This is a genomic window from Burkholderia sp. A9, from assembly GCF_000801975.1.
Genome location: NZ_JSZN01000033.1, coordinates 31,742 through 47,102, shown reverse-complemented (window position 1 = coordinate 47,102; position 15,361 = coordinate 31,742). Strand labels below are relative to the sequence as shown.

Annotated in this window: 7 protein-coding genes; all 7 read left to right on the top strand. The window is 66.6% G+C overall.

Annotated elements, in window-relative coordinates; genetic code table 11:
• Positions 1 to 253: 253 nt before the first annotated feature.
• The 7 genes from PI86_RS16605 to PI86_RS13735 all read left to right on the top strand — a co-directional run bounded on the left by PI86_RS16605 (position 254) and on the right by PI86_RS13735 (position 15,360).
• Positions 254 to 1,021, top strand: coding sequence for a CgeB family protein (locus PI86_RS16605; RefSeq protein WP_235362780.1), 768 nt, complete (start codon positions 254 to 256; stop codon positions 1,019 to 1,021).
• Positions 1,018 to 1,812 (top strand): SGNH/GDSL hydrolase family protein, encoded by a 795-nt coding sequence (locus tag PI86_RS13760; RefSeq protein ID WP_235362774.1) that lies wholly within the window; start codon positions 1,018 to 1,020, stop codon positions 1,810 to 1,812. Before PI86_RS16605 ends, PI86_RS13760 begins: the two co-directional genes overlap by 4 nt.
• Complete coding sequence (locus PI86_RS13755) at positions 1,809 to 4,007, top strand: capsular polysaccharide biosynthesis protein (RefSeq protein WP_039323376.1); 2,199 nt, start codon at positions 1,809 to 1,811, stop codon at positions 4,005 to 4,007. Before PI86_RS13760 ends, PI86_RS13755 begins: the two co-directional genes overlap by 4 nt.
• A gap of 270 nt (positions 4,008 to 4,277) precedes the next feature.
• The gene (locus PI86_RS13750; protein ID WP_039323373.1) at positions 4,278 to 5,504 is read left to right on the top strand and encodes a capsule biosynthesis protein; all 1,227 of its coding nucleotides are present in this window, start codon (positions 4,278 to 4,280) and stop codon (positions 5,502 to 5,504) included.
• Positions 5,491 to 6,276, top strand: a complete 786-nt coding sequence (locus tag PI86_RS13745) for an SDR family NAD(P)-dependent oxidoreductase (protein WP_039323369.1) — start codon at positions 5,491 to 5,493, stop codon at positions 6,274 to 6,276. The genes PI86_RS13750 and PI86_RS13745 overlap by 14 nt, the downstream gene beginning before the upstream one ends.
• Before the next feature lies 1 nt (position 6,277).
• The gene (locus tag PI86_RS13740) at positions 6,278 to 7,810 is read left to right on the top strand and encodes an LTA synthase family protein (RefSeq protein WP_039323366.1); all 1,533 of its coding nucleotides are present in this window, start codon (positions 6,278 to 6,280) and stop codon (positions 7,808 to 7,810) included.
• On the top strand, positions 7,807 to 15,360 hold the full coding sequence (locus PI86_RS13735) for a type I polyketide synthase (protein ID WP_039323363.1): 7,554 nt from the start codon (positions 7,807 to 7,809) through the stop codon (positions 15,358 to 15,360). The genes PI86_RS13740 and PI86_RS13735 overlap by 4 nt, the downstream gene beginning before the upstream one ends.
• Position 15,361 lies beyond the last annotated feature (1 nt).

Below are 15,361 nucleotides of genomic sequence, written 5' to 3'. Positions count from 1 at the left end.
CAATAGTATTTTTGAGGGATTGAAGTTGAAAGCGTTGCCGACCATTGGATTAGTTGCAGATGCGCTGACAGCGGCGAGTCTCAACTTCGATTGCAGAGTTATCCAATTGGGTCCGAGAGACTCGTGGTGGCGGTTGTGGTTGCGTCGCCCAGAATTCTTGCTGGTCGAGTCTGCTTGGTCGGGGCCTCGCGATTCATGGAAATATAAAATTGCGTCTTATCCTAGCCACCCGGGGCGGACGAATCAGGCGCTCGTGAAACTTGTGTCGACTGCGCGCGATCGTGGGATTCCGACTGTTTTTTGGAATAAGGAGGATTCCGTTCACTTCGATCGATTCATCGAAAGCGCAAAATTGTTCGATCATGTCTTTACAGTCGATGCTAATGCAATTCCGCGTTATAAGAAGATTATGGGGGAGCGCGCATCTGTTCATCCGATGATGTTTGCGATCCAGCCGAAGACGCATGGTTTCACGGGTTTCAATTTCAGATACAGTCGAGCGAATTTCGTCGGAAGCTATAGTAGTGAAAACCATCCGCGTCGACGTGAGTGGCAGGATAAGCTGTTTGGTGCGGCGTGTAATAGCGGGCTTGGTCTGACTGTTATCGACCGGAATTCGAATCGAAAAGCAGCGCATTATCGCTTCCCTTCATTACCTGGTCTTGACGTGAAGCGTGCTATATCGCATGAGGCGACGGCGTGTCTGTATCGAGACTACCTGGTCTCGCTGAACGTGAATACCGTCGAAGACTCGCCAACCATGTTTTCACGACGCTTGGTCGAGATACTCGGATGCGGCGGCATTGCAGTTACAACTCCCGCAGTATCGGTCGATGCGATGTTCGCGGAATATTGCCACGTCGTTCGTAGCGCCAGTGAGGCACATGAATTGTTTGCTCGCCTGCGGCACGGGCCGTCCGCTGAGGATCTTGAGCGGGCCCGCGCGGGTGCCGAATTTGTAGCTGGTCATCATACATGGGCACATCGATTGCGGCAGATTGCCGAGGTGGTGGGCCAATGAGCCCGGATACCCGCTCGATGCACATTAAATATTTGCATTGTGCATGGGGGTTCATCGCTAGGAATTTCCAAGCACGCCTGCCAAGAAGCGTACTGGTTCTGGGAGATTCACACGTTCGCGTGTTCGAACACGCCTGGTTCGCTGTATTGCTCCCGCGCGTGCACTTCGACATCGAATACGTGCCCGGCGCAACGGCGATCGGCATCGAAAACCGGAATTCGATCACGTCGGCGCTGCTCCGTTTTACTGATCGCTTGGCATCATCGCGCCACGACTGGGTATTGCTCAACCTTGGAGAGGTCGATACCGCGTACTCGCTGTGGAAACTGGTCGAGTTCCGATCGAATCCGATTCCGGAACTGCTCGACGAAGCAATCCGCAACTACTGCGACTTCATCGCCGAAGTTGCTGCCTCGCATCGCGTTGCGGTACTGAGTGCCCCATTGCCGACCCTCGCCGATCAGGCCGCGCCAGGCGACGAAACGGCAGCCGTACGCCAGCACGTATCGGCTTCCCAGCTGGAACGGACGGGACTGGCGCTCGAATTCAATTCCCGCGTCCGTGCATTTTGCGAAGCGCACGACGTGCCGTACCTAGACTCGAGCCCGGATGCACTAGGTCCGGACGGCCTCGTGAAGCAGTCTTGGCGCCATCGCCGCCGCTTCGACCATCATTACGCACGCGCGCCGTACGCGCGCTGTCTCGCGCGGCAATTGAAAGCGCTGTTTCGCGCGCCGGCCGCACGCCGCGCTGGGCTGACGGCGACTGAGCGGGACGAGGTGCGCCCGTGAGCCGGCCGCTGCGCTGGGCCGTTCCGTTCCCAAGTGTCGGCCTGTGGACGTGGCTCGGCACGAACCCGTGGCTCGACGGCGTCGTGAGCTGCCGCTTGCCTTGGCAACTGTCCGGCGTTTCCGGCGTGCTCGGCTGGGGTCTTCGCGAAAGCGGCCAGCGTGCGCAGGCCTGGGCAGAACGCGCCGGCGTCGACGTGCTGCGCATCGAGGACGGCTTCCTGCGCTCGGTGTCGCTCGGCGTGCAGGGCGGCGACGCATTCTCTGTCGTCATCGACGACCTCGGCATCTACTACGACGCAGGCCGCCCATCCCGTCTCGAAGCACTCGTCAAGGAATCGGCCGCAGCTGGCCGTGAATCCGCGGATGCCAGCGCCGCGGCCCGCCGCGCGATGTCCCTGATCGTCCGCCACGGCCTGTCCAAGTACAACCACGCGCCCGACTTCGTGCCGCCGGAAGACTGGCGCGACGACGCCGTTCTCGTCATCGACCAGACGCGCGGCGACGTCGCGGTTCGCCTCGGCGGCGCCGACGAATCGTCGTTTCGCGCGATGCTGGCCACCGCGCTCGCCGAAAATCCGGATAAGCCCGTCTGGATCAAGACGCACCCGGACGTGACGTGCGGCAAGAAGGCAGGCTATCTCGTCGACGATGCGATCGCCGATTCGCGAGCCCGGCTGCTGCCGCTCGATGTCAGCCCGCCATCGCTGCTGAACCGTGTCGGCAAGGTCTACGCGGTGTCGTCGCAGATGGGCTTCGAGGCGCTCATGTGCGGCAAGCCCGTAGTGACGTTCGGGCTTCCGTGGTATGCCGGCTGGGGCTTGACCGACGATCGGCATCCGGCTGCGCCTGCGCTGGCGGAACGCCGTGGTAGCGCAACACTGGTTCAGCTGTTCCACGCCGCGTACCTGCAGTACTGCCGATACGTGAATCCCGAAACCGGTAAACGCGGCACCATCTTCGACGTGATCGCGCATCTCGCAAAACAGCGTCGCATGAACACCGTTTCGCACGGCGAACTGGTATGCGTCAGCCTGAGCCTGTGGAAGCGCAGCGTCGTCGCGCCTTTCCTGCGGCAGGGCGGTGCGCGCGTGCGCTTCGTTGCTAGCCCGGAAGCGTTGCGGCGTCTTCCGCCCGACCCGTCACGCTCCGTCGTGTTATGGGGCGCGCGGCATCCCGAGGTAGCGGCCGTCGCTCGCGAGCTGAATTTGCCGGTGCTGCGTATGGAGGACGGCTTCATCCGATCGGTCGGTCTCGGCTCGAACCTGATCGCACCGCTGTCGCTCGTGATCGACGATCTCGGCATCTATTTCGATCCGCGCACGCCGTCGCGGCTGGAATCGATTCTCGAGCAGGCGGAGTTCGACGACGGTGAACGGGAGGAAGCGGGCGCGGTGCGCGCCGCATTGGTCGACTCGCGCCTCGGTAAGTACAACGTTGGCGAGGGCGGCGTCGCGCTGCCGACGCCGCGGCCCGCAACGGTGATCCTGGTACCGGGCCAGGTCGAGGACGATGCGTCGATTCGCACGGGATCGCCGTGGATTTCCACGAATCTGGAATTGCTTTCGGCCGTGCGTGCGGCGCACCCCGATGCCTTCATCGTCTTCAAACCACACCCGGACGTGGTTAGCGGCAACCGGGCGGGCGCAGTCCCGCTGCAGAAGGCAAAACGGCTTGCCGACGTCGTCGCACCCGATGCGGATGTCATCGCGTGTCTCGAGCAGGTGGACGAGGTGCACACGATGACGTCGCTGGCAGGTTTCGAGGCGCTGCTGCGCGGCAAGCGCGTCGTCTGCTATGGTGCGCCGTTTTATGCAGGGTGGGGGCTCACGCGCGATGTTTTTGCGAGCGTGTCGTCGAGCGTGCAAACGCAGGCTGCCGGTGATGTGCCGAGCGCGCATCCGGTCTGGTCCCGGCGTCGCCGCCGTGTGACGCTCGACGAACTGGTCGCGGGCACGCTGCTGCGCTATCCGCGCTATGTGCACCCGGTTTCACGGATGGCGATCGACGCGCAACGCGCGATCGCGCTGCTTCACGCGCAGCGGCAGGCGACGGGGCAGGGACGGTTGAAGCGCAATTGGGCGGTGCAGCAGCTAGGCAAAATGAAAATGTGGTTGCTTACCACTTATGCCGAGTACCGGGTCACGGCCGGAAAATCCCTCTACATGGGACTTCAGCGCTTGCTCGCCAAGCTTTAGCGAATGGTGCCGGATCCGTGGCCGGCCGATTTTACGGTTCGGCCGGGGTGGCGGGCGGTAACCGGTCATGCTGACGCGGCCATTCGGGTGTCGCGTTTTTCTCGGATTGGCGGTTGTAGCAGGGTATCTGAAAGCGATACAATCTTTTACCTATAAATCCGGGGTCAAAAATACAGGCAAGGCGCTGATTTTAAATCAGCGGTCGACGCATTCGGGGCGCAATTCCGGGAGAATGCGTAAAAATATTGAAAATGTTTAATCATATTAATAATGCGACGCTCATTTCTCGTGCTGCAAGGCACGGCATCGCCGTTCTTTAGCCGGCTGGCCGATGCCTTGCGAAGCCGTGGGCATCGTGCTCGCAGGGTGAATTTTTGCGGAGGGGACCTGGTCTATGCCGGAAATGGCATGTCGTGCGATTACACGGGGTCAGCGGGCGAGTTGGCCAAGTGGTATGCGGATCTGCTGCGCGCTGACAGCGTGACCGACGTGATCCTGTTCGGCGACTGTCGGACGATCCATCGCCCCGTGCACCCCGCTGCACGTGATCAGGGCGCCACCGTACACGTGTTCGAAGAAGGCTACGTCCGGCCGCACTGGCTGACGCTTGAACAGCATGGCGTGAACGGCCGGTCGCTGCTGCCGCGCGATCCGTCGTGGTATCTGTCGCAGCGCGACTCGACGCCGCCGCGCGACCTTGGGCGCCCGACCGGCTACAAGCTGTCGGTGCGCGCGTTTCACGACATCCGCTACCGGGCCTCGAACACGCTGCACCAGGCGCGCTTTCCGAACTATCGCAGCCACCGTCCGCGTAACGGTTTCGTCGAATACGCAGGACTCGCGGCGCGTGCGATCCGGCAACCGCTGTACGACCGCGAAGCGGAGCGCGTCTCGCGCCGGCTGATTGCCGGCAAGCGGCCGTATTACCTGCTGCCGCTCCAGGTCAACGCGGATGCGCAGATCGTCCACCACTCGCCATTCAACAGCGTGCGCGAATCGATCGATGTCGTGCTGCGCTCGTTCGCGCTCAATGCGCCCGCCGGGCACGACCTCGTGGTGAAGAACCATCCGCTCGACACGGGGCATTTCGACTATCGCGGCCACGTGAGCCGCCTCTCGCGCGAACTCGGCATCGCCGATCGCGTAATGTTCATCGATGCCGGCCATCTGCCGACCTTGCTCGACCATACGCGTGGCGTGGTGCTCGTCAACAGTACGACCGGGATGTCGGCGCTCTACCATCATTGCCCGCTCGTTGCATTGGGTAACGCCATCTATGACATGCCGGGCCTGACGTGGCAAGGTGGGCTGGATACCTTCTGGCGGCATGCAGGGCCACCGGATGAAAGACTGTTTCAGGCCTTTCTGGATTACGTGATCTACCACACGCAGATCAACGGGGATTTCTATACCCACAAGGGGATCGACATGGCGGTGGCAGGGTCCGTGCGACGACTGGAAGCAACACGCATGGAGGTGAGCGATGCCGTCACGTGAGTCGCGGCACATCGTGATCACCGGCGCGAGCGCCGGGATCGGGCGCGCGCTTGCGCTGCGCTACGCATCGCCCGGCGTCGTGATGGGGCTCATCGGTCGCGATGACGCGCGCCTTGCCGACGTCGCAGCCGCGTGCCGCGCGCGCGGCGCCGTCATCGAGACGGGGCGGGTCGACGTCTGCGACGCCGAAGCGATGCGAACCTGGCTCGACGCGTTCGACGACGCGCATCCGATCGATCTGCTGATCGCGAACGCGGGCGTCGCGAGTACATTGGCGCATGCCGACGACTGGGAGGAACTCGACCGCACCACCGCCGTGATCGACACGAACCTGTACGGCGCGCTGCATGCGGTCCTGCCGGTGATCGCGCGCATGCGGACCCGCCACCATGGCCAGATCGCGATGGTCAGTTCGATCGCGGCGCTGCGCGGGATGGCGATTTCGCCGGCCTATTGCGCGAGCAAGGCGGCGATCAAGGCGTACGGCGATTCGGTGCGGCCCGTGCTCGCGCGCGACGGCATCCGGATGTCGGTCATCCTGCCCGGCTTTGTGAAGACCGCGATGAGCGACGTGTTCCCGGGCGACAAGCGGCTCATGTGGTCGGCGGATCGCGCCGCGCGCCATATCCGGCGCAAGCTCGATGCGGGGCGTGCGGAAATCGCCTTTCCGGGCATGCTCGTGCTCGGAATGCGCTTGCTGACGCTGCTGCCCGCCGCGCTGGCGGACGCCATTCTCGGAAAGCTCTCGTATCTGCCGCGCGAGGGGCGCTAGCATGGCCGGCGTCCACGCAATCGTTTTCGTCGCGACGCTTGTCGCGTCGTTCGCCCTGGACGCCGTCGCGGTCCCGCGCGCGCCGCTGCGCAGATCCCCGTGGGCCGTTCTCCTGCATCTCATTTCCGTGTCGTACGTGGGTGCATGCGTGTACACGATCACCGCGCGACCGGTGTTCTCGGCCTGTGTCGCCGCCGCGCTGGTCGCGCTGCTCGCGGCGGTCAGCAATGCGAAGTACGAGTCGCTCCGCGAACCGTTCGTGTTCACTGATCTCAGCCTGTTCAGCCAGTTGTTCGCGCATCCGCGGCTGTATCTGCCGTTTCTCAGCATCGGGAAGGTCGTGGCGATCGCAATCGGCGTCGCACTGCTCGTGGCCGGATGCCTGCTCGATCGTCCCGCTGCCGTGCCGCGCGTGGTGGCGGCGATCGGCGCGCTCGTGTGCGTCGTCGCGGCGCGCCGGGTCGCCGCATGCGTACCACTGACGCTCGATGCGTTCGACGACCAGCGACGGCACGGTTTCTTCGCAGTATTCGTCGCGTACCTGCTCAACGGGATGCGGAGCACGACGTTCCGCACCTTCGATGCGGTGGCCCAACGCAGCCCGTACGCGGTGGGCGCCCCACGGCGCAAACCCGACGTGATCGTGATCCAGAGCGAGTCGTTCTTCGACGTCCGCCGCGCGACGTCGGCGGTCAGGCCGACGCTGATGTCGGCATTCGACCGCGCGCGGCGCGAAGCCGTCGCGCACGGCGCGCTGACGGTTCCGGCATGGGGCGCGAATACGATGCGTACGGAGTTCGCGGTGCTGACGGGCATTGCGTCCGCGTTACTCGGTTATGCACGCTTCTATCCGTATGCATTCCTGCGCCGCGCATACCCGTCGCTCGCCGGCTGGTTCAAGCGTGGCGGCTACCGGACGCTCGCGATCCACCCGTACCATGCGGACTTCTTCGGACGGGATCGCGTGTTCCCGCTGATGCATTTCGACGTATTCATGGACATCCGCGGCTTTGACGGCAAGCCGCGTGTCGGCCAGTACGTCGCGGACGCGGCGGTGGCAGAGGCGATCATCGATGCGTTGGACGCGTCGGGCGAGCAGCCGGCCTTTATCTTCGCGATGACGATGGAAAACCATGGACCGCTTCATCTCGAGCCGGTGGCGCCAGGTGACGCGGGCCGGTTCCATGCGCTCGGCGAAGATGCCGCGTGGCGGGATCTGACCGCGTATCTGCGCCACGTCGACAACGCGAACGCGATGATCGAGCGGCTGCTCGACCATGCGCGGCAGCGCGACCGCGAAACGATCGTCTGCTTCTACGGCGATCATGTGCCGGCATTGCCGAAAGTCTTTGGTAAGCTCGGTGTCATGCCTGACCGGAGCGAGTATTTCATTTGGAGAAATACTGCGGCACCTGTCGCTTCCGCGCGTGACATCGGGGCGGAAGAACTCGGCCAGCTTCTGCTGGCCATCACGGATTCGAACGAGCCGCGCGCGTGTGATCGCGATGCGCTGGCCAAATCAGAAACAGCATGAACAAGCAAATAGCGATCATCGGGATGGCGTGTCGGTTCCCCGGTGGCGTCGAGAGTCCCGACGACTTCTGGCAACTGCTGCGCGACCAGCGCGATGCCGTGACCGCCATTCCGCCGGACCGCTTCGGTACGGCGTTCTACCAGCACCCGTCGAAACGGGAGCCGGGCAAGAGCTACACGTTCGCGGCCGGCGTGCTCGACGACGTCGCCGGTTTCGATGCCGAATTCTTCGGCATCTCGCCGCGCGAGGCGGCGCAGATGGACCCGCAGCAGCGCCTGCTGCTCGAACTCGCATGGGAGGCGTTCGAGGACGCCGGCGTGCGTCCGGCCGCGATGCGCGGGCGCGACTGCGGCGTGTTCGTCGGCGTGGCGGGCATGGATTACGGCAACCGCAATATGGACGACATGAACACGATCGATCCGTATTCGGCAACCGGCAACACCCTCAGCATTGCGTCGAACCGCGTGTCCTACGTGTTCGACCTGCGCGGCCCGAGCATGTCGGTCGACACCGCGTGTTCGTCATCGCTCGTCGCGCTCCATCAGGCGATCCAGGCGCTGCAGTCCGGTGAGACCGCGATGGCGCTTGCCGGTGGCGTCAACCTGCTGCTGCATCCGTTCGGCTTCGTCAGTTTCTCGAAGGCGTCGATGCTGTCGCCGCGCGGCCGCTGCCGTGCGTTCGACGCGACCGGCGACGGCTACGTGCGCGCCGAAGGCGGCGCGTTCGTGCTGCTCAAGCCGCTCGACCAGGCGCTGGCCGATGGCGACACGATCCACGCGGTCATCGCGGGATCGGGCGTGAATTCCGACGGTCATTCGCACGGCGGCATCAACGTGCCGGCGGCGGCGACGCAGGCGGACCTGCTGCGCGCGGTCTATCGGCGCGCGGGCATCGATCCGCGTACGGTCGCGTACGTCGAAGCACACGGCACGGGCACGGCGGTCGGCGATCCGATCGAGGCGCGCGCGCTGATCGACGTGGTGTCGGGCGGCCGGCCCGAGTCCGATCCGCTGCTGATCGGTTCGGTCAAGACCAACATCGGGCACCTCGAAACGGCATCGGGAATGGCGGGCCTGCTGAAGGCGGTGTTGTGCCTGAAGCACCGCGCCGTGCCGCGCTCGCTGCATTTCGACACACCGAATCCCGGCATCGATTTCGCAGGCGGCCGCCTGCGCGTGGTGGATCGGTTTACGCCGATCGAGCGCGGCGACGCCCCGCTGACGATCGGCATCAACTCGTTCGGCTTTGGCGGCACGAATGCGCACGTCGTCGTCACCGAAGCGCTGGCGCCGCGATCGGCCGCGCAGCCGGCGGCAACGCACAATGCAGCGCTGCCGCCGCTCGTCCTGACCGCACGTTCGCCGGCCGCGTTGGCCGCCCTTGCGGCACGTCATCTTGCGCGCCTGCAGAAGGGCGCCGACTGGGCCGCACTCGCCGCCGCGGCCGCACGGCGACGCCAATGGCTCGAGCATCGCGCCGTCGTCGCACCGGCCGATCAGGATGAAGCGTATGCCGCGCTCGCCGCGCTTGCCGAGCCGTCGGAGCGCGCGCTGCCGGCGTGCGTCGTGCAGGGGCAGGCCGTTGAAGGGGATGCACCGGTCGCGTTCGTCTACGCAGGCAACGGCTGTCAATGGGCCGGGATGGGCAAGCGGCTCTACGCCGAGGACGCGGTGTTCCGCGCGGCGCTCGACGAAGTCGATGCGCTCTGGTGCGCGGATGGCAACGCATCGCTGGTCGACGCCATGTGCGCAGGGGTCGACGCCGAATGGCTCGCCGCGACCGAGAACGCGCAGCCGCTGTTGTTCGCGATGCAGGTCGGCATCACGCGTGCGCTGACCGCTCGTGGCATACGGTTCGACGCGACGGTAGGCCACAGCGTCGGCGAGATCGCGGCTGCCTGGGCGTCGGGCGCGCTCACGCTCGCCGAGGCCGTGCGCGTGATCCGGATCCGCAGCGGCGCGCAGGGCCTGACGCGTGGCACGGGCCGGATGGCGGCGGCGGGCATCGGCGAAGCCGCGGCGCGCGACTGGATCGCGCGTCTCGACCTCGCGTCCGCCATCGAGATCGCGGGCACCAACAGCGCCGATGCAGTGACGCTCGCGGGCTCGCGAGTCGCGCTCGAAGCGATCGGCGAAGCCCTCGCGGCCGCCGGTCATTTCTTCCGGATGCTCGACCTCGACTACGCGTTCCACAGCAACTGCATGGACGCGATCGAATCCGTCGTGCGCGACAAGCTGGCCGATCTCGCGCCGCACGATACGCACACGCGCTTCGTGTCGACGGTGACCGGCGACACGCTGCCGGGCACCGCGCTCGATGCGGGCTACTGGTGGCGCAACATTCGCGAGCCGGTCCGGTTCGGCGACGCAATTGCCCGGCTGGCCGACGATCGCGTGCGCGTGTTCGTCGAGATCGCGCCGCATTCGATCCTGCGTACCTACGTGAAGCAGACGCTCGCGGCGCGCAACTCGCCGGGTGCCGTCGTGCCGACCCTCAAGCGTCAGCTTGACAGTGCGGAGATGCTTGCCCATTCGATCCTGTCGGCGGTCGCGCACGGCGCGCGCGTCGATCTCGACCGCTTCGTTCCCGACGCGCCGCACGCCGCGCTGCCGACCTATCCGTGGCAGCACGAGCGCTACTGGCTCGTGCCGAGCGTCGAGGGCTACGGGCTCGTGAACCGTCGCGTCGATCATCCGCTGCTCGGTTATCGGCTGCATGAGCACGCGTTCGCGTGGGAGAACCAACTCGATCCGCAGCGCGTGCCGATGCTCGCCGACCACGTCGTCGACGGTGGTGTCGCGTTCCCGGGCGCCGGCTACGTCGAAATGGCGCTCGCCGCGGCGCGCACGTTCTTCGGTACGCCGGACGTGGCCATCGAGAACATCGAGATCCGCATGCCGGTCGTGTTCCAGCCGCAGCACGCGAAGCTGTTCCGGTTCGTGATCGACGTGCGCACCGCATCGTTCACGATCGAGACGCGCGACCGGATGACGGACGGCGCGTGGAATCTCAACGTGACGGGGCGCCTGCTCGAAAGCGGCAATACGCTTGCTGCGGACAGCACGCCGGATGCGTCCGTGGTCGCGCGCTTGCAGGCGGGGCCGGCGATATCCGGCGACGCACTGTATGCGGGCACGACGGCGATCGGGCTGAGCTACGGACCGGCGTTCCGGTGGGTGCGCTCGCTGTGCGTGTCGGGCGACGACGCGCTTGCCGAGCTCGACGTGCCGCCGGCCCTTGCCGATGCGCGGGCGCGGTCGGCTTATCTGCTGCATCCCGCGCTGATGGACAGCGGGTTCCATCCGCTGTTCGCGGTGCTGGGGCAGGCCGGTGCCACGCCGGACGATGCGCATGCGGCGTTCGTTCCGGTCCAGATCGGGCGCGTCGATTTCGTCAGCGGCGCGTCGATTCGCCGCGTGCTTGCGCGCATTCACCGCCGCAGCCCGCATTCGATCGTCGCGTCGTTCGAATTCATCGACGCCGACGGCATGATCGTCGCGCGCCTGTCGGCGTGCCGCTTCCGTCGGGTCGATCTCGCCGGGCGCCGTCACGGGGTGCCGGCCCGCTTCGCCTACGTGCTCGAAGCGCGGCCGCAGCCGGCCGGTTTCACGGCCGATACGCTGCCGCCGCCGGCCGTGCTCGTCGAGCGCGCGAACGAGCAAGTCGCGGCGCATCAGGATCGCGCGCGCCGCACGCAGTACCTGACCGAAATGCTGCCGTTGCTCGACGTGCTCGCGGGGCTGTACGCGCTCGACGCGCTGGATGCGCTCGACGCGTTTGCGCTGCCGGCGCTGTCGATGCACGCGCATCCTCAGCAGGTTGCGCGGCTGGCGCAGATCGTCGTCGAGGACGGCCTGGCCCGCTTCGACGGCGATCGTCTCGTTCGCGATGACGAAGCTTGCGCGGCGATGCCGGCACGTGACGCGCTGTGGCGCGACGTGCTGGCCGCCTCGCCGGCCCATGTCGCCGAACTGACGCTGCTTGCGCACGTGGGCGCGGCGCTGCCCCGCGTGCTGCGCGACGAGGCGCCCGCGGGCTCGCTGCTGTCGTCGACGGGGCGCAGTCTGGTCGAGCAGTACTTCGATGCGTCGCCGACCTGGTCGCATGCGCGTGCGCTGCTCGCCGCGTGCGTCACGCAAGCCGTCGCGGCGTGGCCGCATGTGCGCCGCCTGCGCGTGCTGGAGATCGGCCCGGCGAACGGCGACGTGTTGCAACCGCTCGACGTCGAGGTGCCGGCCGGTCGCTGCGAGTACACGCTGGCGGGTACGCACCAGCAACTCGCCGGGTTCGATGCGGAAGCGCATGCGCAGACGCTGACGTTCGCGACCGACGCGCCGCTGTTCTCGCAATGCCGCGATACGACGCCGTTCGACGTCGTGGTCGTCAACCGGATGCTGGGCGATCACCCGGATCCGCTCGCGGCGCTGACGGCGATCGTCGAGCGGCTCGCCCCGGGCGGGCTCGTCGTCATCACCGACGCGCGGCGCAGCCGATTCTCGGACATCGTGTTCGGCACGGTCGGCGGCGAACTGGCCGCCAGCGGATACGGTGCGCTGGCGCCCGCCGCCATTGTGTCGATGTGCGAGCGTGCCGGTCTGGTCGACGTGGCGCGCGAAACCGAACAGGGCCTCGATCTCGAAGGCGTGCCGACGTTCGTCATCGGGCGCAAGCCGGCTGCCGGCGAGCAAACGGCGGCCGCGTCACCGGCCGAGGATCTCGCGCGTCGCATCGCGGCGAGCGACGACGCGCGCTGGCTGATCGCTCAGGACGATGGCGATGCGTTCGGCATCGCACTGGCCGACGCGCTGGCGCAACTCGGTTGTCATGTCGAGTCGGCATCGGTTCGGGACGCCGCGGCCTGGTCGGTGCGCCAGCCGGCCGATCACCCGGCGCACGTCGTGTTCGTCGCGCCGCTCGCGTCACTCGACACGGCCGACGGTGCGGCCGTGATGCGCGCGCAGCACGGCGGCGCGCTCGCGCTGGCATCGCTCGTGCGCGAGCTCGATGCGGCCGGCGCGACGGAGCGCGGTCGACTCTGCGTCGTGACGCGCGGCGGTGCGCCGTTCGCGGCCGGCGCGTCGTCGCATCCCGAGCAGGGATCGCTGTGGGGGCTTGGCCGCGTGATTGCGAACGAATACCCGACGCTGCCGATGCGCCTGATCGACGTCGATCAGGCCGTCGAACAACCGGCATTGCAGCTTGCGATGGCGCTGCTCGGCGACGACGGCGAAGAAGAAATACTGCTCGCGCCGCACGGGCGCTACGTGCCGCGCATGCTGCCGGCCGCGCAGGCGGCCGAGCGCGACCACGCTGCGTCGACGCCTGACCAGCCGGGCGCACGGCTCGCATTCGACATGCCGGGCTCGTTGCGCAACCTCGAATGGTTCGCACTGCCGGCCCGCGATCTCGCTTCCGGCGAGGTCGAGATCGAGCCGATGGCGACGGGGCTCAATTTCCGCGACGTGATGTACGCGATGGGGCTGCTGTCCGACGAGGCCGTCGAGACGGGCTTCGCAGGCGCGACGATCGGCATGGAAATGTCGGGTCGAATCTCCCGCGTCGGCCCGGACGTCGACGGCTTCGCGCCGGGCGACGCGGTGCTCGGTTTCGCGCCGGCATCGTTCGCGACGCGCGTGGTCACGCGTGCCACCGCGATCGCACGCAAGCCCGACACCATGTCGTTCGAGGAGGCCGCGACGGTTCCGACCACGTTCTTCACCGCGTACTACTCGCTGTGCGAGCTGGCACGGCTGCGACGCGGCGAGCGCGTGCTCGTGCACGGCGGCGCGGGCGGGGTCGGCATCGCGGCGATCCAGATCGCGCGACATCTTGGCGCGGAAGTCTTCGCCACTGCCGGCAGCGACGAGAAGCGCGAGTTCATTCGCCTGCTGGGCGTCGATCGCGTGTTCGATTCGCGCAGCCTCGCGTTCGCGGACGAGATCCTCGCGCGCACGCACGGCGAAGGCGTCGACATCGTGCTCAATTCGCTCGCCGGCGAAGCGATGGTGCGCAGCATCGATACGCTGCGTCCGTTCGGCCGCTTCCTCGAACTTGGCAAGCGCGATTTCTACGAGAACAGCCAGATCGGCCTGCGGCCGTTCCGCAACAACATCAGTTATTTCGGCATCGACGCCGATCAGCTGTTGGGCGTGCTGCCGGCGCTGACGACGCGGCTGTTCGAGGAAGTGATGACGCTGTTCTCGGATGGCGTGCTGCATCCGTTGCCGTATCGCGCGTTCCCGGCTGCACGTGCGGAGGAAGCGTTCCGCTACATGCAGCAGGCGCGCCAGATCGGCAAGGTGCTGGTGACGTTCCCGTCCGGCACGCCGGCGCCAACGCGTGGCATTGTGTTGCCGACGCTGCGGCTCGATCCGCACGCGGCGTACCTGATCGTCGGCGGCACCGGCGGGCTGGGATTCGCGACCGCACGCTGGATGATCGAACGCGGCGCGCGGCATCTGACGCTCGCAAGCCGTGGCGGCACATTGGGCGCCGCGATGCAGGCCGAAGCCGAGCGTTGGCGCGACGTGTGCGGTGCGGTCGTGTCGGTTGCGCGATGCGACGTGACCGACAGCGCGGCGCTCGCCGGCCTGATCGACGAGATCGAGCGTCGCGGCACGCCGCTCAAGGGTGTGCTGCATTCGGCGATGCGGATCGACGACGGGCTGCTGCGCAACGTCGACGACGCACGCTTCGCGGCCGTGCTCGAACCGAAGGTAGCGGGTGCGTGGAACCTGCATCGCGCGACGCAGCGTTGCGCGCTCGATTTCTTCGTCGTGTATTCGTCGGCGACAACCTATCTCGGCAACCCGGGGCAGGGCGCGTATGTCGCCGCCAACGGCTTCCTCGAGGCACTGGTCGCGCATCGTCGCGCGGCCGGGCAGCCGGCCACGTTCATGGCGTGGGGGCCGATCGAGGACGTCGGCTTCCTGGCGCGCCATGCCGGCACCCGCGAGGCACTGCAGGCGCGGATCGGCGGCGCGTCGATCACGTCCGACGAGGCGATGGCCGCGCTCGAACGTGCGCTTGCGCACGGGGCGGCCGGCGAAGCCGTCGTGCGCCTCGACTGGGGGGCCATCTCGCGCGGCATGCCGGCCGCGCACGCGCGGCGTTACACCGCGTTGCAGACGGGCGGGGCGGCCGAGACGTCCAGCGAGGATCGCGTATTGCTGGAGCAGTTGCGCGCGCTGCCGCGTGCCGACGCCGTGGCGCTCGTCGAGACGGCGCTGCGCGGCCAGATCGCGCGGATTCTGCACATGTCGCCGGAGCGCGTCGATGCCGGCCGGTCGGTCCTCGATCTCGGCATGGACTCGCTGATGGGCATGGAGCTCGGCATGGCCGTCGAGGAAAACTTCGGCGTCAAGCTGTCGATCATGGCGATCGCGGAAGGCGCGACGGTTCATACGCTGGCCGTGCGTATCGTCGATCTGCTCGACGCGCAGGGTGGCGACGAGAACGTCGCGGCAGCGGACGAGCTGGCAGAGGCACTGGTCGCACGGCATGCGCTGGGCGACGAAGCGCGGGCCGAACTCGAGCGGGGTTCGAATTGAT

Bases quoted from the DNA above. Each gene is read 5' to 3' on its own strand.
- PI86_RS13760 (WP_235362774.1), top strand. From the start codon at position 1,018: ATGAGCCCGGATACCCGCTCGATGCACATTAAATATTTGCATTGTGCA.
- PI86_RS13750 (WP_039323373.1), top strand. From the start codon at position 4,278: ATGCGACGCTCATTTCTCGTGCTGCAAGGCACGGCATCGCCGTTCTTT.
- PI86_RS13745 (WP_039323369.1), top strand. From the start codon at position 5,491: ATGCCGTCACGTGAGTCGCGGCACATCGTGATCACCGGCGCGAGCGCC.
- PI86_RS13740 (WP_039323366.1), top strand. From the start codon at position 6,278: ATGGCCGGCGTCCACGCAATCGTTTTCGTCGCGACGCTTGTCGCGTCG.
- PI86_RS13735 (WP_039323363.1), top strand. From the start codon at position 7,807: ATGAACAAGCAAATAGCGATCATCGGGATGGCGTGTCGGTTCCCCGGT.